General features: G+C 68.0%; 22 protein-coding genes. 13 read left to right on the top strand and 9 right to left on the bottom strand.

The genetic code is table 11. The annotated features are described in order from the left end of the window. The first annotated feature begins 10 nt into the window (after nucleotides 1-10). Genes WMR31_RS06000 through WMR31_RS06025 form a run of 6 tightly spaced genes read left to right on the top strand, consistent with a single transcriptional unit; the run spans nucleotide 11 to nucleotide 7,267 of the window. Nucleotides 11-919: a hypothetical protein gene (locus WMR31_RS06000; protein WP_340537871.1), complete on the top strand. Its 909-nt coding sequence runs from the start codon at nucleotides 11-13 to the stop codon at nucleotides 917-919. Further along, the gene (locus WMR31_RS06005; RefSeq protein ID WP_340537872.1) at nucleotides 901-3,069 is read left to right on the top strand and encodes a Mu transposase C-terminal domain-containing protein; all 2,169 of its coding nucleotides are present in this window, start codon (nucleotides 901-903) and stop codon (nucleotides 3,067-3,069) included. The genes WMR31_RS06000 and WMR31_RS06005 overlap by 19 nt, the downstream gene beginning before the upstream one ends. Further along, entirely contained in the window at nucleotides 3,066-4,094 is a 1,029-nt protein-coding gene (locus tag WMR31_RS06010; protein ID WP_340537873.1) for a hypothetical protein, read from the top strand. Before WMR31_RS06005 ends, WMR31_RS06010 begins: the two co-directional genes overlap by 4 nt. Continuing rightward, complete coding sequence (locus WMR31_RS06015) at nucleotides 4,091-5,485, top strand: TniQ family protein (protein WP_340537874.1); 1,395 nt, start codon at nucleotides 4,091-4,093, stop codon at nucleotides 5,483-5,485. Before WMR31_RS06010 ends, WMR31_RS06015 begins: the two co-directional genes overlap by 4 nt. Before the next feature lie 20 nt (nucleotides 5,486-5,505). After that, nucleotides 5,506-7,008, top strand: coding sequence for a TniQ family protein (locus WMR31_RS22180; protein WP_510182516.1), 1,503 nt, complete (start codon nucleotides 5,506-5,508; stop codon nucleotides 7,006-7,008). A gap of 49 nt (nucleotides 7,009-7,057) precedes the next feature. Then, on the top strand, nucleotides 7,058-7,267 hold the full coding sequence (locus WMR31_RS06025) for a hypothetical protein (protein WP_340537876.1): 210 nt from the start codon (nucleotides 7,058-7,060) through the stop codon (nucleotides 7,265-7,267). A gap of 485 nt (nucleotides 7,268-7,752) precedes the next feature. Here WMR31_RS06025 and WMR31_RS06030 read toward each other — a convergent pair whose 3' ends face one another. Continuing rightward, nucleotides 7,753-9,042, bottom strand: a complete 1,290-nt coding sequence (locus WMR31_RS06030; protein ID WP_340537877.1) for a hypothetical protein — start codon at nucleotides 9,040-9,042, stop codon at nucleotides 7,753-7,755. An 80-nt stretch (nucleotides 9,043-9,122) separates the two neighbouring features. Continuing rightward, entirely contained in the window at nucleotides 9,123-10,493 is a 1,371-nt protein-coding gene (locus WMR31_RS06035; RefSeq protein WP_340537878.1) for a DUF4062 domain-containing protein, read from the bottom strand. Nucleotides 10,494-11,856: 1,363 nt separating this feature from the next. Between WMR31_RS06035 and WMR31_RS06040 the strand changes: the two genes are divergently transcribed. From WMR31_RS06040 to WMR31_RS06050, 3 genes are all read left to right on the top strand, one after another. Next, nucleotides 11,857-15,336, top strand: coding sequence for a hypothetical protein (locus WMR31_RS06040; RefSeq protein ID WP_340537879.1), 3,480 nt, complete (start codon nucleotides 11,857-11,859; stop codon nucleotides 15,334-15,336). Between the two features lie 722 nt (nucleotides 15,337-16,058). Next, nucleotides 16,059-16,565 carry a hypothetical protein gene (locus WMR31_RS06045; protein ID WP_340537880.1) on the top strand — a complete coding sequence of 169 codons (507 nt, stop codon included), beginning with the start codon at nucleotides 16,059-16,061 and terminating at the stop codon, nucleotides 16,563-16,565. A gap of 493 nt (nucleotides 16,566-17,058) precedes the next feature. Further along, nucleotides 17,059-17,568, top strand: a complete 510-nt coding sequence (locus WMR31_RS06050; RefSeq protein ID WP_340537881.1) for a hypothetical protein — start codon at nucleotides 17,059-17,061, stop codon at nucleotides 17,566-17,568. Between the two features lie 22 nt (nucleotides 17,569-17,590). Here the strand turns inward: WMR31_RS06050 and WMR31_RS06055 are convergent, their stop codons facing one another. Then, entirely contained in the window at nucleotides 17,591-18,112 is a 522-nt protein-coding gene (locus tag WMR31_RS06055) for a DUF3253 domain-containing protein (RefSeq protein WP_340537882.1), read from the bottom strand. 183 nt (nucleotides 18,113-18,295) lie between these two features. Here WMR31_RS06055 and WMR31_RS06060 point away from each other — a divergent pair, with 183 nt between their 5' ends. Beyond that, nucleotides 18,296-18,565 (top strand): GlsB/YeaQ/YmgE family stress response membrane protein, encoded by a 270-nt coding sequence (locus WMR31_RS06060; protein WP_340537883.1) that lies wholly within the window; start codon nucleotides 18,296-18,298, stop codon nucleotides 18,563-18,565. 64 nt (nucleotides 18,566-18,629) lie between these two features. Here the strand turns inward: WMR31_RS06060 and WMR31_RS06065 are convergent, their stop codons facing one another. After that, the gene (locus WMR31_RS06065; RefSeq protein ID WP_340537884.1) at nucleotides 18,630-19,871 is read right to left on the bottom strand and encodes a fibronectin type III domain-containing protein; all 1,242 of its coding nucleotides are present in this window, start codon (nucleotides 19,869-19,871) and stop codon (nucleotides 18,630-18,632) included. 118 nt (nucleotides 19,872-19,989) lie between these two features. Here WMR31_RS06065 and WMR31_RS06070 point away from each other — a divergent pair, with 118 nt between their 5' ends. Continuing rightward, nucleotides 19,990-20,373 (top strand): hypothetical protein, encoded by a 384-nt coding sequence (locus WMR31_RS06070; protein WP_340537885.1) that lies wholly within the window; start codon nucleotides 19,990-19,992, stop codon nucleotides 20,371-20,373. 76 nt (nucleotides 20,374-20,449) lie between these two features. Here the strand turns inward: WMR31_RS06070 and WMR31_RS06075 are convergent, their stop codons facing one another. The 5 genes from WMR31_RS06075 to WMR31_RS06095 all read right to left on the bottom strand — a co-directional run bounded on the left by WMR31_RS06075 (nucleotide 20,450) and on the right by WMR31_RS06095 (nucleotide 23,627). Continuing rightward, nucleotides 20,450-20,776, bottom strand: a complete 327-nt coding sequence (locus tag WMR31_RS06075; RefSeq protein WP_340537886.1) for a hypothetical protein — start codon at nucleotides 20,774-20,776, stop codon at nucleotides 20,450-20,452. Nucleotides 20,777-20,851: 75 nt separating this feature from the next. Continuing rightward, nucleotides 20,852-21,088 carry a DUF1059 domain-containing protein gene (locus WMR31_RS06080; RefSeq protein WP_340537887.1) on the bottom strand — a complete coding sequence of 79 codons (237 nt, stop codon included), beginning with the start codon at nucleotides 21,086-21,088 and terminating at the stop codon, nucleotides 20,852-20,854. Nucleotides 21,089-21,143: 55 nt separating this feature from the next. After that, nucleotides 21,144-22,004 (bottom strand): sigma-70 family RNA polymerase sigma factor, encoded by an 861-nt coding sequence (locus WMR31_RS06085; protein WP_340537888.1) that lies wholly within the window; start codon nucleotides 22,002-22,004, stop codon nucleotides 21,144-21,146. 58 nt (nucleotides 22,005-22,062) lie between these two features. Continuing rightward, entirely contained in the window at nucleotides 22,063-23,223 is a 1,161-nt protein-coding gene (locus tag WMR31_RS06090) for an RNA polymerase sigma factor (RefSeq protein WP_340537889.1), read from the bottom strand. Next, complete coding sequence (locus tag WMR31_RS06095; RefSeq protein ID WP_340537890.1) at nucleotides 23,220-23,627, bottom strand: YciI family protein; 408 nt, start codon at nucleotides 23,625-23,627, stop codon at nucleotides 23,220-23,222. The genes WMR31_RS06090 and WMR31_RS06095 overlap by 4 nt, the downstream gene beginning before the upstream one ends. 152 nt (nucleotides 23,628-23,779) lie before the next feature. On the opposite strand from WMR31_RS06095, the gene WMR31_RS06100 reads away from it, so the two are divergent. Both WMR31_RS06100 and WMR31_RS06105 read left to right on the top strand, forming a co-directional pair. Beyond that, complete coding sequence (locus tag WMR31_RS06100) at nucleotides 23,780-24,559, top strand: glycerophosphodiester phosphodiesterase (RefSeq protein WP_340537891.1); 780 nt, start codon at nucleotides 23,780-23,782, stop codon at nucleotides 24,557-24,559. A gap of 36 nt (nucleotides 24,560-24,595) precedes the next feature. Then, nucleotides 24,596-25,552, top strand: a complete 957-nt coding sequence (locus tag WMR31_RS06105) for a DUF5926 family protein (protein WP_340537892.1) — start codon at nucleotides 24,596-24,598, stop codon at nucleotides 25,550-25,552. The last annotated feature ends 53 nt before the right edge of the window (nucleotides 25,553-25,605 follow it).

Consider the following 25,605-nt stretch of genomic DNA (forward strand, 5'->3'; position numbering starts at 1 on the left):
GTGCGGGGCCGTGGGTAGCCCATCGGTGACGGTCGCCCACCACAAGGGGCGTCGACTCCTCTTCATTCCCGAGTTGGGCAGCCGGCGGGCGTCGTGGAACGCGGTCACGACGCTCACCGGCGGGCTTAGCGAGATCGCGCAGATCGCATCCTCAGTCTCGGCCACGCTGCGCCGTTTCGACGCGACCTACGACCGCGCCTGGGTCGAGAACGTCGATGCAACCGGACTCCGAGCCGTCACGCCTGACGAGCTCGTCGAGGTCAGGAGGCCGGTGTCCTACGTCGGGATGGGCCGCTACATCGGCACGGTGGTGGTGCCGACGACCTGGGCGGACCCCCGGGCCGTGTGGTTCGAGTCGTTCAACGAGCGTCACCACTATCTCGACCTTCTCCTCGGCGGCGCCGTGTCGCAGATGTCGACCCAGTCGCTTCGGCTGGAGTGGCCCACGGCCGACGGCATACGGGTCCACTATCCCGACGCCTTCCTCCTGATCGGAACACGGCGCCTGTTGGTCGATGTGACCACCACCCGCCGCGTGAGCGACGAGCGTGCGATGTCGACGTTCCGCCTCACATCGGCGACCGCGAGGGAACTCGGTTGGGAGTACCAGCTCCTCACCGAGATGCCGCCACAGAGGGCACGCAACCTCAGGTTCCTCCGGGCCTGCCAAAGCGCCGGCCCAGCGGTAGCAGCGGCATGGGCCGCGGTAAGCGAGCGCTCCGGTTGGCCGCGCCAACTCGATCGACTCGCGCACGACCTCGCCGACGAGCTCGGCGACTGGGGCACCGGACTCGGAGCGGCATGGCATCTCCTGGCCACCGCTCAGCTCCACACCGACCTGGACAACCCGATCAGACCCGAGACCTGGATCGACACCCGTCAAGAGAAACAGGTTCAGCCATGGCGAATTCAAATCTGAACGGCACAGACGACAAGGCGCCGGTCCCCAACAGGCAGCGCATCGGCCCTGGCGAGCGGGTGCTGCTTGACGGGGTCACCTACGAGATTGTGTCGTGGGGGCACGACGCCTCGGGGGGCATCACGGTCCTGCTCGATGACGGCGACCGCCTGCAACGACGCGGCCTGGCCGAAATGGCCCTCACCTTGATGATGCAGGCCCCGCAGAAGTCAACAGCCACCGACGACTTCTCCTCAGCCCTTGTGGAGGAGTTGGACGCCGACGAGCAGCAGCGTTACCGAACGTTGGAGGGACATCTGCTGCAGATCATCACCGGCAGCCGCACAGGCAACCCCGAGCAGGATGAAAGGGACGGGCTCACCGACTCCCGTTACGACTGGAGGCGTACCACCCGGCCGCAGCGTGTCAGGGCGAAGGCCCGCGAACTACGCCTACGACGGGAGAAGCCTTGCTCGGTCCCGTCGCTGTACCGGCTCTTGAACCTCTACGAGAACGGCGGGGGCATCGACGCGCTGATCCACGGTGCCCGGCGCACCATCAACGACAGACTCGAGGGCCTGGATCCTCGGGTCCTCGGGTCCGTCCGTGCCTTCCTTACCGAGCACAAGAGCGAGGCGAAGATCGCGAACGAGAACCTGCTGGCGATCGTGCGCGCTGATCTGCGCCATCACGGGCTGCCAGAGAACGAGATCACCATGTATCGGCTGCGTCAGATCGTGGGCGAGGCCAGTCGGGGCCAAGGGCTTCACCACGAAGCCGCCGGTCGGAGTCGACATGCCGGCAAACCGGTCGTGGTCTACGGCAACTTGACGGTCTCGCGGCCCGGCGAGGTCGTACAGATCGACGCCAACGACGCGAACATCTCACTGTGGAGCGCCGAGTGCGGCTGGGCACCGGCAGCCATCCTCACCGCGGCCGACGTGTACACGCGCTGCGTGGTCGCGCTCAGAGTGGTCACGGGCGCAGTCACCTCACGGGAGGTCACCGCCCTAATCGCCGACATGGGCCGGCCACGGGTACTCCGCACCGGGTGGCCGCGCCAACTCTCCTATTGGCACGGCATCCCGCAGATCATCAGCATCGTCACCGAGTCTGAGGTCTCACCGATCCTCGGCGAGAAGCCGGCGGTCAGACCGACCACGATCGTGTTGGACCGCGGGCCGGAGAACAACTCCCAGCATCTGATCTCTGCAGCGGCCCGGGTGGGTATCGACGTGGTCTTCGCTCCTCCCCGTGCCGGGCACGCCAAGGGCATTATCGAGTCGCTGTTCAACGGGTTCGATCGCATCCAGTCATTGCTGGCCGCCTATAAGGGGGCGAGCGCCATCAACCACCCCTCCCGCATCGAGTTGGATGCCGTTCTGACCCCTCGCGACCTGGCCGACGCGCTGTGGGAGTACATCCTCGGGACGTACCACCACCGGGTGCACAAAGGACTCACGCGCGACCTGTGCTCCGACGTGCCGCTCACGCCTGCAGGCGTCTATCAGACCTATCTCGAGAACGGTGGCTGGCTCACCGCCCCCACCGACCCCTACCAGTTCGTCAAGCTGATGAGCAGCACGACAAGGCTCTTGCAGGACTACGGCATCACGATCGACAAGAACATCTACAACTCTGCGGACCTTCTCGCGCTGCGTCCCTACGTCCAACGGGGGCTCGGCAAACCCGCGATCCCGTTGACTTGCTTCTACGACCGGTACGACATCACCCAGATCTACCTGCGCCACCCCGCGAACGGGCGCTGGATCAGTGTCCCGATCGTGGACCGTTCCCGAGGAACACAAGCGCCGTACAGCGAAGTCGTCAGCCAGCACTTGCGGGAGACCGTCCTCGCCGGCAAGCACCGTGCGCTGACCGCGAACGAGATCCATCTCGCACAGACCGCGGTCGCAGAGAAATGGCGCACCGGCGAGTTCGTCGACCGACGCGAGGCCCGGCGCGCTGCGCTCGAACAGGACCGACGCTTCGTCCACGCCATCGACCTGGCCAACGAGTCGGAGGAGTTCCGTGCGCTCTGCTCCCCGAGCTACGACAAGCCGCTGGATCATGGCGTCGAGGTGGCCAGCAGTGAGGACGACGAGCCGTTCGAGTACGAGGAAGACTTCCTCGACTTCACCGACATCGAGATCGAGGAGTCGTACCTATGACGACGTACGCGGAGCCGGAAGCACTCGCCCGACCGCTGCCCCAGAACCTCGACGACTGGCCTCGGCTCATCTATCGCGACCGGGCCCGACCTTCCGCGAGCGATGACCGGTCGAAGGCATGTCTGGCCGCGCTGATCGCGTACAACGCCGCGCTCGGGCCGCTGGTCACCGACGATGTCACCAAAGTCCGCAAGCTCATCGAACAAGCACACTTCGAGAACGATCACGCGAGCCTCGCCGGTCAGCGCTGTGTCGTCATCGACGGCGTACCGCTGGTCGGCAAGACCCAAGCGAGCCTCTCGGTCGCCTTCCGCGAGACCAAGGCCGTCTGGGGCGATCAGCCGCCTGGTGTTACGGAAGTGGATTCGGTGCCCCTGCCCGCGCGGCAGGTGCCATGGATCTATGTCGAGGTCGTCACAGGCAGCAAGGGCTTCGGGATCCTGTCGGGAATGCATCGCTTCTGCGGCATCCCGCACGACCCCCGGGACAACGCCGACGCGCTCCTCGCCCGGCTCCGCAAGCTCGCCGGACCGATGGGCGTGCGCGGCGTCCTCATCGATGACGCACACGGCATCTCCGGCGGACGCACCAAGGACTCCGTCGCGCTGGCCGACATGCTCAAAGGGATCATCACTGGGCTGCCGTTCACCGTCGTCATCATCGGCGCAGGTCTCGCCCAGTCCGGCTTCCTGAACGGTCGCTACGGCGAGCAGGTACGTCACCGCAGCCTGTGGACGACTCTCGGCGAATGGCAACTTCCCTCGCGGAAGGAGCCCGGTCCGTGGGGCCGGATGCTCGCCGGGCTCGATCAACAACTGGCGTTCCCCGCCGATGCACCTCGGAGCCGCCTCAATACTCCCGGCGCAATCAGCACCCTAATCGAGGGATCCGAACGCCGCCCGGGGCTGGCTATCGAGTGGGCTAAGGCCGCGGCCAACCACGCGATCCGCCACCACGTGCCCTTCGGCAGGGACGCTCTCGACGCGACCCGCCCGATACCCGCCGAAGGTCCGGGCAGACGGTGAGCCCCGGTTATCGGCCGCTGCCCGTTCGAGTCGACCCCGTCTCAGGGGAGTCGTGGGTGGGCTACACCGAGCGCGTCGCAGACTTCTACGCGGTCACCTGGAGGGCGCTGATGCGCAGCGTGCTCCATGTCGAACCGTCGCGGACAGCGTGGATGCGGCTCGAGCGGACTGCCGGGGTAGCGATCACGTCGCCGACGGCCGACCGGGTCGCCCACTACTTCCGTCTGAGCCCGCTCGAGGTTCTGGACATGCACCTGTCGCGGTTCCATGGCTCAGCCCTCGACATACCGCCGCACCTCGAGAAGGGGTTCGACCCCGTCGCCGTGAGCAACACTGCTCCGCCCCGGGTCAAGCTGCGCGATATCGGGATGCTGCGTCCGCAGGACTGGGCGGGGGCATGCCACGAGTGTCTACGCGAGCATCCCGCCCGGTGGCGATTGTCGTGGCGACTGCGCTGGCACATCGCGTGCACCAGACACGGCACTTTCATCGTTGACAGTGCCGGCAGCCCTGTCCAGACAGTCGATCCCGCGGTGGCGGAGGCACAAATACTGCTTCTGGAACGCCTCCGACCCTCTGCCGAGAATCAGCGCTTCTTCGAGAACCTGCGCACTGTCGTCCGCAACCACTTCGTGACCACGGGAAAGACCCGACCACCCGCTTCCCATCGCGAATTCACCACCGAAGCTCTCGCGGCGATTCTCCCGGGCGCCGTCGACCAAGCGCTGAAGGCGGCAGCGCATGCACCACGGCCGATCGCAGCACTTCGCCCCGAGCGCAAGACACTGGCTGAACGCCTCGACGAACTCATCCCGCTCCATCGTCCCCAAGAAGCCACAACCTTGGCGCGGCTCCCGATCCTGATGCCGATGCGGTGGTACGTCCCCGACCTGTCCGACCTCAGCTACCCCGTGCCGATCAGAGCAGGTCGCGGGTTCGCCGCCGCCGCGGTCTACCTCGTCGCCGGCGGTAGCATCACCGCATTGACCACAAGGCCCGGTTCGCGTCCGCAGATTGGGTCGGTCCTGGCACGGATGCTCCGCACGCTCGAAGAGGAAGGCCGACTCGAGCTGTACTGGGCCGCTATCAACGCAGCGGCCGAGGGGGTCCTCGACGAGGACATCGACTACCTCGCCCGGTCCCGCGCTGCGAGCAACCCTGAGACCTACGCGCGGGCTCTCAGCGTCGTCCCTGCCAGGGGTCAAGACCGGTCCGTACTCCGAACCTGGCTTGTTGATCAATGGGCCTGCGCCATGACGACGACACCCAATCCCCGGCCCAGCGTGCGTAGCGGCCGGATCGAGGTCTTCGACCGCGAGCACGGCGCCACGCTGACCCGGGTCCTCGACACTCTCGCATCGCCTCGCGTCGTGGCCGCGGAGGGGGGATGAGCACCGGTCCGATCCGGGCCATGAAGCTGCCGGTCCTATTGGAGCCACGACCAGACGAGGCATGGCACTCCTACCTCAACAGGACCGCCGCCGCCCACGACTGCACGGTCTCGACCCTCGCGCTTCACCTCGGTGTCCGCGACACCCACGGGAACTGGCCCGCCTACTACGGCATCAAAGTCGCCGGCGATTGGGCAGGCCGGGCGTCTGTCGTCCTAGGCCTGGCCGTCCCGGACATCCGTGCAATGCACCTCGAAGCGTTCGACCAGGTCGCGCTCGACCTTCGTCCGCTCGCCGGTCCACCCGGGATCCAGACGACTCGCCGGGCCGCCCAGGCGTCCTGGGTCCACCTGTCAGGAAGCTCGTACTGCCCGCGGTGTCTCGCCGAGGACCACAGTTGGCGATTGTCGTGGCGACTGCCATGGACAACCGTGTGCCGGCGTCACCAGGTGCTCCTCGTCGCAGCATGTCCACACTGCGGCGGCGTTGCCGGCAGAAGCAACCGCTACAACGGCTCAGCGCCAACGCGAACAGCACCTGCCCCCGACGGACGGCGGTGCGAGCAACCACGACCCCGAGCAACTGGAGTCTGCGCCGGAGATCTGTCGCAGGTGCCCGCGGTCGCCGCGACCGCGGCCGCCCGCGGCAGAGCCCGACTTCTCGCGACCATCATCGATAGGAACCGCGGCGTAGTCGTCGGCACTTCCTACACCGCTCTCCAAAGCATCCAAGCCTGGCGTCACGCCATCGGCCTCGCGCGCCACTTCGGCGCCGTCGACACTGGATGGGGCCGCCTGCACCGATGGGGCACACCGCCCCGCGATCCGGCCGCCGTCGACCAACTCCTGGCTGCCGCCGCACCACTCGTGACCGCTCCCGATCCAGACGCCGCAGCCGACGTCCTCAATCGCTGGTGCGCATCGGCCGGGATCAGGTCGCCGCACGCCGACACCTTCCGACGCGCCAGCCTCTCCAGCGCCGGACTCCAGCCCGTCATCGACACCCTCGTACGCAGAAACGGACGCGCACACGTGCTGGCCCAACGTCGGTTGCCCATCGAGGTCGTCGCCGACATGCAGCACTGGACCTGCGACGACGTCCCCCAACTCGTCTGGCCATGCGCCCTGCCTCTGCGTCTCCGCGCCAGCCGGAAGCCGGATCGTCTGATCCTCCGCGCCGTCGTCGCGCTCATCCTCGTCAGACTCCGCAGCGGAGCACCCGACTGGGCCACAACAGCCGCCCTCCTCGGTCTGCCCTCCCAGCGGGCCTGCGGATGGACCCGCCACTCCTTCAGCAGCGCCCACGGTCCCGAGCTCAAGGGGTTGCTCATCGCCGCTGCGCACGCCCTCGCACGGAGGCTCGCGGAGCAGCCTGCTGGCGGGACCTGGGCGGACCGGCCGGCGCTTGCAGGCAACGGCCTCACCATTTTCGCCTCCGCGCAGACACCCGCCTGCTGCAACGACAGCCCCGGCCGCTGGTGCCCATGTTCAGGCGTCGCCACAACGGAAGTGACGGACCAATGACAGCGCACCGGAGGTTTCTCCCGTCGCGGTCTGCTCGACATCGACGGTCATGGCGGCCGGCCGGGACGGTGACGTCGCGCTCGGTGATCTCGCAGACGCACTACGTGCCTCGACGTCGATGTGCGCCGCAGACGACCGGCTCGACTCCTACGGCCGAGGCGCCTGCGCCTGGTTCTCCAACCCGCTGCTTCCGACCGAGCCGGGCACTTCGGCGGATGACGGTCACGTCGCCTTGAACAAGTTCCAAGTGCCCGCCTGACACGACACCTCGACCACAATCCGGTGCCCCAGCCGATACCCAACGCGATCACAGGAGACACCATGACCAACCCAGGTATGCCCCGACCGCGCGGCGATCAGGCGCCGCCCGCCCGAAGGGTCTGGGCCCTCTGGGACGCCGGAGACCTCCTCAGCCTCCACGCCACGCGTCAAGGCGCACGAGACGCAGCCAACGCCCACCTCTTCGCCCTCGGACCCCTCGCCCCTGACCAACACGACGAATGCAGACACGCAATCCAGATCGTCACGACCACGATCGAGACGTGATCGACTCCCTTGATCACTTCGTCGCTGTGGCAAACGCGGTGATAAGACGCAGGTCCGCGAGGCGCACTCAGCGCGGCATGGTCGGGCGGAGCCCGTGGTGCGCATGGTCGCGCACCCGCACGACAGGAGTCATGGTCGGAGGAGACCTCAGAACGGCAGGTCGGGCGAAGATCGCTATCGCTCCGTGCGCTGCTCCAACTAGGTGGTTGCGTAGTCGATGGCGACGGTCGCTGTGCGGTCGCCGAGGAGCGCGGCCTCGACGAGGGCGGCGACCTGTGCGGTGGTGGCGCCGCTTGATCCGATCCAGCCGTCCCTGAGCAACACAGTGAAGTGGGTGTTGTCGATGCGTCGACCGGAGTTGTGCCAGCCGAGGGCGCGGCCTCCGCGAGGTCCCAGGATGCGGGGATCCGCGAGGAGCCTCTCGAAGTAGGAGAGGGGGAAGTACATGCCCGGCAGGAGGCGACGGTTTAGCGGTCTGGCCTTGTCGTCTGCGACGAGCTTGACCCAGAACGGCTCGGCGTTCAAGCGCCAGTCGTCGGCGGACGGGCCGAGGACGCTGGCTGGGACCCTCCTCATCCGTTCGATCTCCTCGTCCAGTTGCTCGTCGGGTCGGTAGATCCACTGCTCACCGCCGGCTGCCTTCTTGTTGCGCGACATGCGCTTGTACTGGACGAGGACCCAGCCGGGCTGATGCACGCGGTAGTAGACGAGGTCGGTGCCGGTGACTGTCTCCATGTTCTCCTTGTCGGCGTAGAGCGTGACGAGCCGTCGGGCCGGGTCGTCCGGGTCCTGGAACTCGACTGCGTCGAGTATCCTCGCCTCGCCGGGAACCCATTCCTCGAATGCGTGGGCGTCGTGGCGGATTATGGACGCCTCCGACGCGACCGCGCCTTGCTGTGCTCGTTCGTACAGACCTTCAAGGTAAGTGGAGCCGCCGACGGGTTCCTCGTCGTCCAGGACTGTGCTGCTGTCGAACCCGGCGACCTCGAGAGCGAGCGCGAGGGCGTCTCGCTGCTCCTCGTGAAGCTGGCCGTCTGGCGGGGACCGGTCTGCGCTGAAGTCGCGCCGCAGGTCGAGTAGCTCTGCGATCGTGGACGTCGCTTCGTCGCTGAGGGCGCCCAGTGCAGCCACGAGCGCCTCTCCTGCGCGGGGCGGCACGACGTAGGCGCCGACCGCTGTGGTGAGGTGGCGTTGCGCAGCGGCGCCGATGGCGGGTCTCATGTCGGCCCAGGGAATGCGGGCGTCGAGGGTTCGTAGGTGGCGAAGGTCGAGGCGGTGGTCGAGGTCGCCGGATCGTCCGCCGGAGGTGGCGAGCCCGAATGCGACGACGGTGTCGTCGGTGGTGATCACGCATAGTCGGTCTGCGCCGGCGGTGGCGACCTTCGTTCGCGTGTTGAGCTCGATGCGGTCTTTGCCGTTCCGATTGCCGTATAGGCGTCTGCCTGCGCCGATGTCGTACCAGTCGTCCTCGGTCAGGACGAGCGACACCAGCTGGTCTTGTGACTTGGCCATCGGACTCTCGGCTGCGGTGTGAGCTTGCGGTATGGGCGGCGGTCTTGTCTGAGGAGTTAGGGAGCGTTCGGGTCGCCCGGCATGGGACCGCTGCCGAGCGCGAGGGCAAGGGCTGCGAAGAACGACTCGGCGGTGCCGACCAGTGGCTCGAGGTTCAACGCGCGGACACGGATGCTGTCGACCTCGCTGATCAGGGGGGCGACGAACCAGCCGGTCGGCGCCTGTGCCCGGTCAGTGAACAGTCGGATGGTCGTGGGGTCGCGCAGAGACGAGCCGACGACGATGACGGGGCGGGTCGACATCTGCTGGCGTACAGCCTCTATGACGTGGCGGCGGCGCCTGTCGTGGGCGTCGAGGTCCTCGGCGGTTACGACGAGCCCGGTGGGTTGGTCGATGGTGCCGTGGAGCTTGACGAGAGCAGATCCGGGCACCGCCGCGGTCTCGTCGGCGACGACGATCAGGCGGTTCAACCTGTCGGCGCGCTCCAGCAGGGTGTCCCAGTTGGTAGTGACGACGAGGTCGAAGGCCTCTACAGCGAGCTGTTGAGCGATGGATGGCTCGATAAGGGCTTCTGATCCCATCATGTCGGCTACCGCCTGGCTCAGGCCGATGGATCCGATCAGTCGCGCGAGGTCGCTCGCGACATCGTTGAAGTCGCCGCCATGCGCGCCGCGTTGGTACAGCGGGTCGACCTCGTTGATCTTGCCGAGGAGGTACTGGGTTAACGCGTATGCGGACGGCAAGCCTGCCTGCAACGACATGCCGGCGCCCGCGAAGAGCACGGCAGACCGGTCGGCGACGGCTTGGACGAGGTCGTCAGGAAGGGGGGCGCCTGAGATCGTGGCTGGCTTTGGGACAGGGACGTGGTGGCCGGTGTCAGCCACCGCGGGGTCAGACGAGGAGGCAGGTGCTGCGGCGGGACGCAGTTCGACCATCTCGCGCCACGTGGCCGCGAGAAGACGCCCGATCGACTGGCCGACGAGCGGCGCGAGGTCGAGCGCGAGCTCGAATTCGGCCCTGAAGTGGCCGGTGTCCCACGCTGCGACTTGGCGGCGGAAGGCGTCGCGCCTCTTCGCCTGGTCGGTGTCGCGTGGTGCATCGTATCCGAGACGCTTGAAGAACGGGAGGACCGGTAGTTCCAGCCGGATGGCTTCGCGGTACTCGATCTCGGTGACTGACTGGTCGGAGTCGGCGTACGGACCCGAGGTCGGAACCCAGCCGTACGACTCGCCGAGCACCAGGACGACGATGTCGCAGTCTTTCAGCTCATCTGCGATGACGGCCCATGATCCGCCACCAGTGGGCAGGATCCCCTCGGCGTTGACGGGCTCGTAATTGAGGCGGAGCAGTTCCTGCACGACAGCGGCACGCTCGTTGGCAAGGTCCTTCATCGTGCTGCTGACAAACACCTTGAGGGGTCCGGCCATCGTTTCTCCTTACTGTGGTTCCGCATCGAGTCAGGTCGCGTCGTATGGTCCTGTTGCCCTCGGGCCGTCGGCGGCGTCGTGGGTTAGTGGCTTTGAATCCACGCCACAGCATGCCGCAGCCGCCGACCACGAACGGTTCCGGTGTGCGACTCCGTCTCACGGCCAGGAGACCGGGTGTAGGGCGGGCGACTGAGGCACCCGTCGACTAGCGGCACTCGGGCCGCACTAACACTGCCCTTCCGTAATCGCCCGAGATCGAGTTCGCCTCGAAGTTTGTGCCAGGAACAACCGCTGACCCCAGCCAGTGGTAGGTGTCGATTGGGTCCTCCCCCCAACGCTCAACTCTGCCTCGTTCCAACGTGAACGGAAGTAGTAGGCCTCGCCACACGGCAGACGACCCTCAACTTGAACCGGTGCAGCGCGGCAAGTGACCTTCACGGTCCAGCCGCGCTCGACGAGTGCGGCTGAGGCCTTCTCCCACCCAGCGTGATGCTCAATCGACCACGGCTCCCATCCGGTGGTGTCCACAAACGCAGGGTAGGCAGGTCAACGCACTTCGAGCGCCCGGATTTGGGCATGTCGGGCCTGCCCGACCATAGGCAGGGTCGGGCGGATCAACCTGACCCGGAGGCGGTGGCGAGCCGCAGCTCTAATCGGCCTGATCGCGGCAGACAAGCGCGCCACGGATCGTAGAGTTGAACTGTGCTGACCGACGTGAAGCTCGCACTGGCGGCGCCCACTGGATCGTCGAGGGAAAGGCCGACAGCGAAATGACCAACAACATCGTGGTCGCGAAGGCGGACGCCGCCGGGCGACTGGGTCCGAGCCGTGAACGCAGACCCAGTCATCCAGCCGCGATGAGGGTACGCACTCTGCTCGGAGACCGCGATCCGGTCCGCCTCCGACTGGCGGTCCCTTCTGGTGGCGTCTCGGACGCACCGCTGATCGACCCCCGACGACCATTCTGATCCAACGAGCGCGGGACGGAGCGAGCGTGGGCAAGAAGCGACGCCAGCAAAGAGCGGCTCTACGCCGCCGACTCGCAAGGTACCGCGGCGATGACCTGTGGGCGCTCGTTACCGCCGCGGGCGCTTCCCCAGGCGCCCGCCATAGGTGGCCGACTGTCGGACACCTGGTTTCGCAAGTGGCGCGAGTCGACCGTCCTGGTGGGAGGCGTGTCGGTGCAGCCCAGCTCGACCAGATACTGGCCGATTGCGTTGAGGATGAACCCAGCTTGGGTTGGCTTGAGGACTTCGTGCCAGCGGACCCGCGAGACGTCGTGCGGATACGGCTCGGCCAGGGAACATTGCGACTATTTCCTGGGTCCATCGAGCGGCCTGTTGCCGATGTGGACCGTTCCTTGATGGTGGCACGAGCTGTTGACCAGTTCCTGATTCCGCACAGGAGCTTCGGGGTCCGACACGTACTCGAAGTAGTTCTGAGGTACACAGACATCGCGATCGGGCTACTTGAGTCCGCTTGGCAGAACGGTGACATCGGGCGTGAAGGGCCGGTCGTCGTTGCCGCTGGCGAAGTCGATGCCGCTCGGCGGCTCATCGAGATGGGTACGCCGTCGCAACTGGCGTCCACAACGGAGCACCGGCTGGCCCTCGAATGGCTGACTTGCGATGCGGGGGACTTGCCGTACGAGCCCTCGCACCCGCAGAGTCCCTTCGAGCGTTTTGCGCGGGTGCGGTCAGCAGACGGTCGGTCCCGGTGGTTACCCCCCGCGTTCTTGCCGGAGATTCTCGGCTTCGCTGTGAGCGAACTTGCGTCAGAGGCGGCGGACATGCCCGGCGCAAATGGCCGGTTCGCCCAGGAAGTCGCTGCCGAGACGCGCCGGATGCTGTGGCGCTTCGGCCCACTTTACGGACCTAATGACGAAGCTGGTGCGCCCGTGGTGTCCGCCAGTAATGTTGTTCAGTGGGTCTCAGCCCCTACCCCGCGGCACGTGGTCCTAGTGCACGTTGTCTCCGGGCTTCGGTTGAACGAACTTCCGTTCAAAGACGAACCCGAGGCCCTCAGGGTCGCGAGAAAGCTATCCGCAGGCGAGTCGTCTCCAGTGGCTGTAATGATGCCCAACGGTCAGTTACGAGTGGACCCAGATACCGTGGCGGTCCCGTTCCTCGTAGTCGGGTCGCCAGGACATGTTGCGGCGCCCCAAGCGCCGAGACTGCCTGGAATGTCGCTTGACGACTTGCGGTGGGCTGCTCGGACTGCTGAATCGACTTCAGACCTCTTCACCTACTGCCGGGACATGTCACGACCCGATCTCCCTCCATTCTTTGGTTGGGAGGCCATCAACATCTGGGAGTGGTGGCGCGCCAACCGAAAGAGCGTGTTCAGCGGGGGTCGGGCACCTACATTCATTTCGTTCACACCGCATGCAGGTGAGGCAGAGTGGCGCCGTGCTGCTGAACTGACGTCACTCGAGGTCGCGTTGGCCCGACTGGACTTACCAAGCCTGCGTGACGTTGTCGGTATCGACCAGGGGGACAAGAGCCCCCCAGTCATCTATCGCTTCGCGACGGCGGTTGGCCCTGGTGAGGTGAGCTCAACAAGCGAAGAGCGGGAGGCTTGGCACGAGCGGCCGGACCTCGAGGCCTGGACGGTGTACGTTGCCCGCGTACCGGTCGCAGTGTCGGCTCTCCGGCCTGACTGGGAGGACGACTTTGTCGAGGTCCTTCACGACATGTCTGGCGCCTTCGGCTTCGCACTACGAGCCGTAGCCGATACCTGGGAATCAGCACACATCGGAACGGGCATCGTTGGCCATCTCATCGACTTGTCTCCCCAGCGCCTCGGAAGTGAGGTGGGCTTCCTGCGGTGGGCACTGACAACGTCCGTAGATCACCCTGACGGTGCGCTGGTTCACTCCACGCTGGAGGTCAACCAAGACGCGTTTGACGCCGAACACACCGACATCACCAGTGTTCTGCGTGACGAAATGGCCGAGGCGGCCATGGAGATCTTGCGTGCCGCCGGAGTGGGGGGCGATGCGGCTCGTTTGGTCGGCGACGCCTGGCGGGCGGCGCCCCCAATGTTGGCCGTACAGGTGCTGCGTCCGCCCACGGTGCGGAATGACCTCGTGAGCCCAGTGAAGCTGGACGAGGCACTCATCTCACAAGTGGACCGCCGGGTGGCCGAAGCGGTTCGCGCTGCCGGGGTCGAGCCCGGTGACTACACCGGGCGACGCGCCAAGGAGCTTGATCGCGATGTGCTAGCGCCGGCCGCGTTAGCCCAGCTGAACGACACCCTGGCAGCGCACAGCATGGATGACCTGGTCCGCTACGGCATGGAGCAGCTCGAACGTTGCCTGAACAGGAAGGACCGGGCACTTCGGGATGTTCGACAGTCAGCGGCGAAGCTCCAAATCGAATGGGACCCTGCCGAGAAATACCAGGAACTCGAAGCCAAGTACCTGTTGCTTCGAAGGTGCTGCGAAACAGCCGTTGAGGCCTCGCTACGGTCTGCGGCTCATGGTGCGAAGCCCGTTGACTCCATCGCCTGGGGCGAGGTTCTGGCCGCTGCTCACGCATACCTAGCCGCCACCATGCGCAGTGAAGGCATCCATCACCAGGTTAGCCCGACCCTGCTGCGCGTAAGCGAGTCGTGGGAACTTTCTATCAAGAGGGATGACTCCGGGGAAGCCGCGCCGGCGGCCGCTGGCGGAGGCCGCGTCTACGACTTCGACGCACAAGCGATGGGAAAACTGAGAGCGACGGAACTGCTGTCCGCGGACCAGGAGGTCGACGAAGAAGACCTACTGGAACTTGAGAACCCAGTGGAAGACGTGAGTGCGGTCGATGTTGTCCCGACGGACGGGGCCGCTGAGACCGTGGCTGTCGCGGGCGGTGCGGATGCGGCGAATGCCTCCTCAACTCCAGACGGCGGCGGCCGCGAAGGCCCAGTAGACGCAGACGTTGATGCCGCCATGCTCGACGCCTATGGGGCCAGCGGCACGAATGTGTTGTCGGTCCTGTTTGCGCTGGCCCAGTGGCCCCTCAGTGAGGACGACCGCGACGCAGTCGCCGTCGATCGCGAGGCGGTCATTGACCACGTTCTCGAGTACACGGCTCTGGGAGAGGAACCCGAGGGGAGGGCCAAGGTTGAGGCGGCGGTGAGGCTGCTGACCAGCAGCAGTGCCGACCTGTCTGCGGAAGACTGGAAGCCGTGGCACGCGCGGAGCCGCAAGCGCCGCATTCTCATCCAGCCACTGCCCACAATGTCAGATGGGCGACTCGTGGTAGGCCCGCACCTTTGCCTTGGCGCACTTGCTGTTTATCAGCGTTATCTTGACCAAGGCCAACTGCCTTGGAGTCAGCCGCAGCCTCCCGTACAGGTGGACCAAGCGCTAGAGAGGTTCCGCGATCGTAGGAACAAGGCGCTCGAACGTCAGGTCGGAACTCTGTTACGCCAGCATGGGTGGTCAGTCATTGACAACGTGAAGGAGAACAAGGCTGACCGGCTCAGCGTCCCCAAACTCCAGACGGAGATTGACGCGGTAGCCGGTCGAGCAGGTGACCCGAACATCTGGCTGCTCGAAGTCAAGGACCCCGTCGATGTGTTTGTAATCCCGGAGATTCGGCGAGCTTTGGACAGCTTCTTTGTTGATGGGAAGAAGCCGGCGTACGCCACTCAACTTCAACGGAAGTGCGAGGACCTGAAGCCGCATGCCGCGGCCGTCGCCGAAGCGCTTGGCCTTCCATCAGCGCCGCCAGAGGCCCCGTATGTGATCAAGCCGATGTTCGTCACCCGAAGAGCCGTCCCTGCTGCTTTCGTCAGCGGACCGTTCCCGTTCGTCTCCCTGCCCCAACTCGTGGAAACAGTGGGCCACGCCTAAACCCGAGACGTCGAGGAGGTCCGGCTCGTCAGGCAGTGACTTCGCCTAGAGGTCCCGAGGTGCACCGAGACTGTCGGTTTCTGTAGGTATGTTTCTGGTCATAGCAGACCAGAACTCCCGCATGGACGACGAGCTGCTTTCGCTTGCATTCTCCTTGCACGCCCAACCCAGGTGCCTATGCGCTCCTGATCGGCGCAGGCGCCTCGTTCTCTTCGGGCATCCCCGTCGCGTGGGACGTTCTGCTCGACCTCTGCCGGAAGGCGGCTGCCGCTGACGGTGAAGACCTCGGCGAGGAAGCACCTGACAAGTGGTGGGAACGAACTCGCAACCAAGAACCCACCTACAGCCGGGTGCTCGAACGTCTCGCCAAGACTGCGACCCTGCGGTAGGCGCTCCTCGAGAGCTACTTCGAGGTCAGTGACGCCGACCGCGAGGCCGGCATCAAACAGCCGACCGCAGCGCACACGGGCTCGCCCGCCGGGCGCTGGCAACTGCTCGCCGACATCTTCGGCATCTGGGTCCCGTCACGTTCAAGCTACGACGGCACGCGCCAGTCTCTCGCCAAGTTCTACGAACCGGGTCCTACCTATAAGGCGCCGCAGCATGCGTCAGCGTTCTTCGAGACGCTCCACCCGGTCCTGATAGAGGCGACCTCGGTAGGCGCCGAGGCGCTCGACGAGGCATGGCAGACCTTCGAGCTCCTGAGGTACAGGATGCAGGTGATGGAGGGCGAGAAGTTCGCTGACCTGTGCACCGACTACTGGAACGCTTCCCACGCCCTCGAACAGGCGCAGAAAGCGGACGACGTCGCCCGCGCCGACAATAGCGGCAAAGAGCTGACGCAGCTCCAAGCGGCGCGGCACGATGCATGGCAAAAGGTCAGTCGGTTCACGGGCCAGATCGTGCGCCAGACGTACTACGAGCACGTCCACGTGCTCACCGCCGCCGCGCACAGCCAAGACCGTGGGTGGGTGGTCCCGTTGGCAACCAAGCTCGGCGACGATCTTCGCTCTCTCGGTGACAATCATGACTTCATCACCCGTGGCCTATGGGACGAGTCGGCACCGTTCGTGGTCGCCCTCGATGCTGTGTCGGCCGGTCTCGGGATGCTCGGACGAGAGCTCGCCTATGGCCAACTTCCTCCCGGCGGAGCTGGAATGCCCACCACGATGTGGCTCGACACGCGGGAAACCATGTACGAGCGCGGTCCGCGCACTCTGCCCCTCTGAACTCTGAATTAGACAGCCTCGAGACGGGCCCGCTGGGGAGCATCGGAAACGTCGGCCCACGGGCGACTGAAACCTCAAAGGCCAAACGCCCGGGAACGTCGGCGCGCGGCACGGCCGAAGATCAGTTGGCAAGGCAGACCCTGGGAGACGTATCACGTCATGGGCCACCTGCGTCCTGCTATGACCGCCGTGGTTCGCGCGCAGGTACATCATTCTGGGCGGTTCGCCGCACCAGCGGCATTGATATGGGCGCGTCGACTCGCGCGGGCATGGACGCGAGGGACCATGCGGATCCGATCGATCGCCAGACAGCACGCATAGTCGGTGTTCGACACGATCGGCAGGCCGGTGTCTCAAGTTCTTCGACGGGGGCCGTCTCGGATTCCTCGCCGCGCGACGTGGCCGTGTCTCAGATTCGGCCACCGCGGACAAGAGGAGGAGAGGGCGTCTGTCACTGGTCGTCGCCCTAGTCGGGTCGGCGATACTCCCCACCGTGAAGGTTCTCTACGACGACGAGATTCCGGTGCACTACGGCTTCATCGACCTCAACGGCGACGATCGCGACCTGATCGATGCGCGCCGCGGTCAGTCCAACGGGCTCTTGGGAGCGCGCTTCCCCGGACGCCTCTCCATGATCACGGGATTGCACACCGGCGAGGTGCCGCTGCGGATCGAGTGGCACCAGGCCGAGCCTGAGATGGATCCGTCGTGCGCGGACGTCGTCGAGGCGTCCGTTGAGTTCGCCGCAACGGCTGCGGTGCTCTCGAGCTTCGATGAGGTCATCGAGCTCGAACTCCCCCAGGCCGGTTGGCATCGTGCCCGGTACAGCGCTCACGACATGCAAGCGGGCTCCGACCTCGACGCTACGGACGAGGGGGAGTCGGCGCCCGACCGATATGTGCTCCAACTCTGGCCGGCGCCCGAGGCGCCCGATGCCGTCGTGGTCGGCGCGAGCGAGATCGCCGCCTACTGGCACGGCGTAGCGGCCGGCCACGAGCGTTGACGCAGGACGGCGCAGATTCAGGTCAGTCCTCGGCGGCGGGGACGCCGTCGAACCCGGGGCCGCGAACGATCCGGATCGGCCCGGTGAACGGCGGGCTCACCCGGCGGCCGCGTTGGGTGAACTCCAGCTCGCCGGACCCGCTCAGCTTGATGGCCGCGTCGCGGACCGCGTCCATGAGCGCTCGCCAGTCGGCGCCGTCGACGATGCGGGCCACCTCGCTGGGGCAGATGCTGGCGCCGTCGCGCTTGCGGAGCAGGGCGCGGGTCGCCGACTCGATGCGCGTCGCGGCGTCGCCCGGAGTCAGCGGCTCCCACCACCGCGGCCCGCGTTCACCCAGGGCCACCTTGGCGTCCTGCACCCGGCGTCGCGCGCCGGACTCCTTGGCGCGGACGGCGCGGCGGGCCGCCATCAGCTCCTCGACCAGCTCTTGGCGCAACGGGCCGGGGATGTGCGGGTCGCTGGCGCGCCACCGACGGCCGCCGACGACGACGTAGCGGCCATCCGGCGTCCGCTCCGGACCCTCGGCTGTGGACAGGGTGACCATCCTTCCCTCGACCGGCTCCGGCTCTTCGGTCCATAGTGCCGCAGCGACCGGTCCGCTCCGATCCCGACGGCGGGTCGGCCTGGCAGCGGGCGTCGTCTCCTCGCTAGCCTCGAGCGGGGCCTCGTCGCCGTTCGTGGCGGCTGCTCCGGAGCCCCGGTTCACCGGTCGAGAGGGAGAGGACTCATGGCAACCATCCTGGTCACGATCATCGGCGGAGTCATCGTCGGACTCCTCGGCAAGCTGCTTGCCCCGGGCGACAAGGACAACATCCCCCTGTGGGCGACCATCGTCTGCGGCATCCTGGGCTGCGTCATCGGAACCCTGCTGTACTCGCTGTTCTTCGACCCCGAGACCAAGGGCGTCGACTGGTGGCGGCACATCTGGCAGATCGCGACCGCGGTCGTGCTGGTGATCATCGCCGACGCCGTCCTCGCCAAGCGCAAGGTGCACTGACCCCAGGCGTCGTCGCGCGGGGTGGCGAGTGCCGTGGCAGGGCGGGCCCAGCCTGGCTCCAGGCTCAGCGTGCCACCCTCGCGGTCGCCGACGGGCTCGCCTTCGAGGCCCCGACGGCGTTACGTGCGATGAGGCGGATCTTGTAGGTGCCCGGGCGCAGGTTCTTGTAGACGACCTTGCGGACGCCGCCGGCGACCGTCTTCGAGGCGGGCTTGCCGCCGATGACCACGTAGCTCGTGATCGGCGCCCCGTTGTCGGCGGCCGGCCGCCACGTGACCGTCAGCGTGCGGCCCTTCACCTTCACCGTCGGCTTCGCCGGGGTCCCGGGCTTGGCGGCCGGGACCACCGAGGAGACAGGGGAGGGGGCCCCGACGCCCACCGCGTTCAGCGCGGCCACCGTGACCCGGTAGCTGCGGCCGTTGGTCAGTCCGGTCAGCCTGGCCGACGTCGCGTAGGCGGGAACGGTGCGCGACTTGCTCCCGGCGGCGACGACGTAGCCGGTCACCGGCGCGCCGTTGCCGGCTGCCGGCGACCAGGTCACCGTCGCGGACTGGTCGCCCCGAACCACCTTGACTCCGCTCACGGTCGTGGGGAGCCCGGCGGGCGTGACGGGGTTCGAGGGCGCCGAGTCGGTGGACTCGCCAGCCACGTTCGACGCCCACACCCTGAAGGTGTAGGTCGTCCCGTTCGTCAGCCCGGAGACCACGGCGCTGAAGCCGTCGGCTCGCGGCACGGTGATGTCCACGCCGCTGGGTGAGGAGGCGATCCTGAACGAGGTGACCTGGGCGCCGTTGTCGGTGGACACGTTGCCCCACGAGACAGTCGCGGACCGGTCGCCGGCGACCGCGGTCACTCCCGCGACCGGTGCCGGTGGCGCTGCCGGGACGACCGGTGCCGACTCCGCGGAGGGCTGAGAGGTCCCGGCCGAGTTCGTGGCGGTCACGGTGAACGTGTAGCGCTGCCCGTTGTCGAGACCGGTGACCCGGAGGCTGGTGACATCGCCGGCAACGTCGTACGTCGGAAAGCGAAACGGCAGCAACGTGACCGTGTAGCCGGTGATCGGAGCGCCGCCGTCCGATTCTGGCGGGTCCCAGCTCACGATGGCCGACTGGTCACCAGGGACCGCGGTCACGTTGAGGGGAGGGGTCGGTGCGGTCGCCGCAGGAGCCGCGGCGTTCCGGTGCGTGGGAGGGCGCTGGGTCTCGGCGCGCGCGGACGCCGGTGTGAGCGTCGTCCACGCCGTCACCGCCACGACGACGGCGAGGATCGCGCCGAGGGCGCGCTGGGATGAACCGGCTGCATGCATGTGTGTCTCCCCCGGACGAGTCGACACGATCGCCGACTCCCGAACGGTAAAGGACGTCGACCGCCTTGCGCGCGAAAACCAGAAGTCACGGACCGCGACTCCCGCATACGGTGCCCCGATGACGTCTGCACTCCGCCTCGCGCTCCGAACGCGACTCACCGGCGCGCTGAAGGCCCGCGACAAGCAGGAAGCGGCGGCGATGCGGACCGTGCTCGCGGCGTTGGAGAACGCCGAGGCGGTGCCCACCGATCCCGGCGGGAGCGCGGTGGCGACCTCGGAGCATGTCGCCGGCGCTTCGGTCGGGGTCGGGGCCGCCGAAGCCGAGCGCCGCACCCTCAGTCAGGAAGACGAGCGCGCGATCGTGGCCGGCGAGGTGACCGACCTGCGGGACTCTGCGGCCTCGATGGCGGCAGCCGGGCAGCGGTCGCGCGCCGAGGAGCTGACCGCGATGGCCGACGTCGTCGAGCAGGTGCTCGACGACGTGGCCGCGAACCGAGGTTGAGAGCCTGGCTCCAGGCCGAGCCCCAACCCTTCCGGCCGTGCGGCGAGTCGCGATCGCCTCGGGCTGACGGTGGCCACTACCAGGGTGGCGGCCAGTAGGTCCCGATGAACACGTACCAGGACCCGAGGGCGATCAGCGCCCACGAAGCGGTGGTCATGAGGGCGGCGGCTCTGCCGGGTTGGCCCGGCTCGGGGTGCTTTCCGGCGACGAGGTACAGGATCGTCTGGACCGTCGCGCCCAAGGCGATGAAGAAAGACCCGACTCCGGCCGGGTTGTGGCCGAGAAGCCACTCGAGGGAGTCGGTCACGGGCGCATCGCGAGTTGTCGAGGTCGCGATCACGACCACGAGCACGACGACGAGCGCCAGCACCACCGTTGCGATGATCCGTCCGGCCCGAGTCATGGCGAGACACTACTGCCGCGGGACCATGTGGGCGCCGAGCCCGGGGTTTCGCCTCGGCGGCCTCTGTGCCTGCCGTCAGTCCTCCGGCAGTGCGGCGAAGGCGGCCTTGGTGTCGCGGTACCAGCCCATGGACTTCTTCGGGTGCCGCCAACGGCCCTTCATCGCATCGCGCGCCTCCTGGTGGGTGGCGTCGCCGGCCTTCTCGGCGTCCTTGAGGTGCTGGTCCTGGGCGTTGATGACATCGTCGGCGCTCTCGCCGCGGTGCGCGAGGTCGCACGGGCCGCCGAGGTCGCGGCAGGTCATGGTCTTCATGGGGAGTGTCCCTTTCGTGGATGGTGAATTGTCGACATATCGATCGAGCCGGGGTTCACGGGCGGGGGCCGGCGCCGCTGCGGCGCACGACGCGCGCGAGCACGTCGGGCTCGGCGCGGAAGGTGATCGCGGTGACCCGGCCGTCGGCGACGGCGAAGTCGAAGACGACGCGGGCCTGTCCGCGGTGGTACCACGCGGCCCCGGGGCGATCGCCGAGCAGGGTCGGGAAGGCGGTGGCCGCGGCGCCGTTGAAGAACGCGGCCACCTCGTCGCGTCCCTCGATCCGGGACGGGGTACCCAGGCCGACGGCCGTCTGGTCGGCGCCTACGGTCACCTCGGGAGCCAGGAGCCGGAGGAGACGCTCCAGATCGCCGCCGCGGGCGGCCTCGAGGAATGCGTCGACGACCTCCCAGTCGGCCAGGGCGTCCTCGGGGGCCGGCGCGGCCACCTTCGCCCGGGCCCTGGAGGCCAGCTTGCGGGCGGCGGCCGGCGTGGTGTCAAGGACGTCGGCGATGGTGGGGAACTCGAATCCGAAGCTGTCGTGCAGCACGAAGGCGATCCGCTCGCGCGGCGTGAGCCGGTCGAGCACGACGTGGAGGGCCACGCCGACGGTGTCGGCGAGAGCGACCAGCTCGGCCGGATCCGGGTCGGGACCGAGGTCGACGTCGTCGGACACCTCCTCGACCGGCTCCGGCACCCGAGCCTTCAGCCGGTCCAGGCACAGTCGCGTGGTCACGGTGGTGAGCCAGGCGGGCAGGTCGCGGATCTGGTCGGCGGTGTCGGTGCGTCGTAGTCGCAGCCACGCCTCCTGCACGACGTCCTCGGCCTCGGTGCGGTCGCCCAGCACCCGGGCGGCGATGCTCACCAGCCGCGGCCGCTCGGCCTCGAAACGGTCGGTGCGGCTCACGGCGTCCACGCCTCCATCGTTGCTCACAGCTACCTGACGAGCCGCTCGAGGAGAGTGTGACCGGCCTTCAGCGATCGAGATCGAGGTCGCGGCGAAGTCGCGCGGCCTGGCGGGTCAGGTGGTCGCGCTCGGCGGCGTTCGTGGCGCGGGCCGCAGCCTCGGTGTAGAGCCGGGCCGCGCCGGAGGCGTCGCCGTCCCGCTCGTGGAGGTAGGCCGCGACCGCGGTGTAGCGCGGCAGGCTCTCGTCGAGCTGCGCCAGCGCCGCCAGTCCGGCGCGCGGACCGTCGGCCTCTCCGACGGCCACCGCACGGTTGAGCCGGACGACGGGGTTGTCGGTGAGCGCGACGAGCTCGTCGTACCACTCCACGATCTGCACCCAGTCGGTCTCCGCGGTGCTCGGTGCGTCGGCGTGCAGGGCGGCGATCGCCGCCTGCGCCTGGAACTCGCCGAGCCGGTCTCTGGCCAGCGCGCCCTGGAGGATGCCGATCCCCTCGGCGATCGCCGCGCGCTCCCACCGCGAGCGGTCCTGCTCGGCCAGCGGCACGAGCGCGCCGTCGTCGGTGGTGCGGGCGGCGCGGCGGGCGTGGTGGAGCAGCATCAGGGCCAGCAGGCCGGAGACCTCCGGCTCGTCGGTGACCGCGGCGAGCTGGCGGGTGAGCCGGATCGCCTCGGCCACCAGGTCGACGTCGCCGGAGTAGCCCTCGTTGAACACCAGGTAGAGCACGCGGAGCACCGTGGCGAGGTCGCCGGCCCGGTCGAGCCGGACGTCGGCGACGGTCCGCTTGGCCCGGCTGATCCGCTGCGCCATCGTCGCCTCGGGCACCAGGTAGGCTTCGGCGATCTGCCGGGTGGTGAGGCCGCCGACCGCCCGCAGGGTGAGCGCGACCGCCGAGGACGCCGTCAAGGACGGGTGGGCGCACAGGAAGTAGAGCTGCAGGCTGTCGTCGGCGCCGGGCGTCGGGCCCGGCTCGGGCACCACCTCCGACCTCTCCTCCCGGCGCCGGCGTGCGGACTCCGATCGGGCGGCATCGAGGAAGCGCCGCCACGCCACGGTGACGAGCCAGGCCTTCGGGTCGCGCGGCGCGTCCTCCGGCCACACCCGCAGCGCCTCGACCAGGGCGTCCTGGACGGCGTCCTCGGCCGCCGCGAAGTCGGCTCCGCGGCGGACGAGGACCCCGAGCACCCCGGGTACGAGGCCGCGCAGCTCTGCCTCGTCGAGCACGCTCACTCGGTGACCGTGGGCGGCTCGGTGAGGAAGGGCCGCAGCTCGAGCCACTCGTGGATCGGCAGGCCGTCCTTGCCCGGCGCGGCCGACAGCTCCCCGGCGAGCTCCAGGGCCCGGTCGTAGGTGTCGACGTCGATCACCATCCAGCCGGCGATGAGGTCCTTGGTCTCGGCGAACGGGCCGTCGGTGACCGGCGGCCGGCCGGGGCCGTCGTAGCGCACGAACGTGCCCTCCGGCGCCAGCGCCTGCCCGTCGACGAACTCGCCGGTCCCCTCCAGCCGGGCGGCGAAGTCCCGCATGTAGGCGACGTGGGCGGTGATCTCCTCCGGCGTCCACTCCTCCATCGGGGCGTCGTTCACGCCGGCAGGGGCGCCGCGGTAGTGCTTGAGCAGCAGGTACTTGGTCATGTCGGTCTCCTTGGGTTGAGGCGACCCGGTGGTCGCGTTCACACCTGGGACGGAGCCCGCAGCGGGTTCTCGACATCGCCCCGGAAAGTATTTCGTCTCCCGTTCAGCGGATGCGTTCACGGTACTCGCCGCGACTCGGGCAGCATGGAGTCATGACGATGCAGGTGGTCGCCCATCGGGGGGCGAGCCACGACAACGCCGAGCACACCCTGGGCGCCTACCTCGCCGCCCTCGACGACGGCGCCGACGGGCTCGAGTGCGACGTCCGGCTCACCGCCGACGGCCACCTCGTGTGCGTCCACGACCGCGACCTGCGCCGCACCGCGCAGACCCGCGGCGTCGTCTCGACGATGAACCTGGCCGATCTCAACGAGCTCGACTTCGCCTCCTGGAAGAACCCGTGGGCCGACCTCGACGACGAGGCGCCCGAACGCGACGAGGAGCTGGACCGGGTCCTCACCCTGCGCAAGCTGCTGGAGACCGTCGCCGACCTCGACCGCCGTGTCGAGGTGGCGATCGAGACCAAGCACCCCACGCGCTACGGCGGACTGGTCGAGCGCCGCCTGGTCGAGATGCTGCGTGACTTCGGCTGGGAGAAGCCGGGCTCACCGGTGCGGGTGATGAGCTTCTCCTACACGGCCCTGCAGCGGGTGGAGCGGGCCGCGCCCGACGTCCGGCTGGTGCAGCTGATCGACAAGGCGCAGCAGTGGTCGATGCTCAAGCGCGTGATCGGCGCCGACTGGATCATGGGGCCGGGGATCGAGCTGCTGCACGAGCATCGCAAGCTGGGGCGCAAGATCACCGCGGCCGGACACGACATGCACGTGTGGACGGTGAACACCGACCGCGACCTCCAGTGCTGCCTCGAGCTCGGGGTGAAGGCCGTGATCACCGACCGTCCGGGCTACATGCTGGAGCGGCTGGGCCGCTGACGCCCGGCGGAGGGCGGGGTCGGTAGGTTCTGCGCCATGGCGAAGAAGTCCCGCACCAAGGCCCGTGAGTCGACGTCCGCAGCGAGCGCCGAGCAGGCCGACGGCGCCGTCGGGCCCCGGCAGCCCTGCCCCTGCGGCTCGGGCAAGCGCTACAAGGCCTGCCACGGCGCCGCCGGCGGCGAGGTGTACGTCGCCCGCCCGTTCGAGGGGCTGCCCGGCGAGTGCGACCTGATCGCGCTGCGCGAGCTCGTGCCTGCCGCCACCGCCCCGCTCACCATCAAGGGCCACGAGGACCGCACGGTCCGGCTCTGCACCCTGCTGCCCGGTGCGGTGCCCGCGATGTCGCGCGACAGCGGCGAGGTGTGGCTGGGCCTTCAGGTGCAGCACCAGTTCGGCGACCCCTCACGCGACCTCGCCGCCGTCCTCGAGGCCGCGCTGGCCGCCGAGCCGGGCGTCGTCGGACTCACCACGCCGCCCGGACCCGGCACCCGGATGCAGGACCTGGTGACCGACGAGACCCTCGACGTCACCGTGCACGACGGCTTCGACTTCTGGGTCTCCGACCTCGAGGAGAGCGCCGACCTCGCCGAGGCCCTCGAGCAGGCCAACGGCGCCGCCACCCCCACCTCCCGGCTCGCCTCGGTCGAGGCGGCCTACTGGACCAACGTCGGCACCAAGGAGCACCTGCGCTGGGTGATGCCCGAGCCCGAGGACGCCCTCCTCGACGCCCTCGCCCGGCTGCACGTGCGCGGCGACGACGTCATCGTGCCCGAGGCCCGTCTGGTCGGCATGTTCCGCGCCCACGGCCTGCTCTGCCCGGTCTGGGACCTTCCCGTCGGCACCGGCGCCGAGGTGCTGGAGGAGCCGGCCGCGGCGTTCAAGAAGGCCCTCGACAAGGCCCTGGCCGAGCTCGCCCAGGACGGCGCCGAGCTCACCTCCGAGGAGCGCGCCGCCCGCTCCGGTCTGATGAACCGGCAGGTCACCATCCGCTGAGGGTGGGGTGGTCGACCGCCCGGGATTTCCCCGGTCGACCGGGGAAATCCCGA

It is taken from the genome of Nocardioides epinepheli (assembly GCF_037936805.1).
In the GTDB taxonomy this organism is placed as follows: domain Bacteria; phylum Actinomycetota; class Actinomycetes; order Propionibacteriales; family Nocardioidaceae; genus Nocardioides.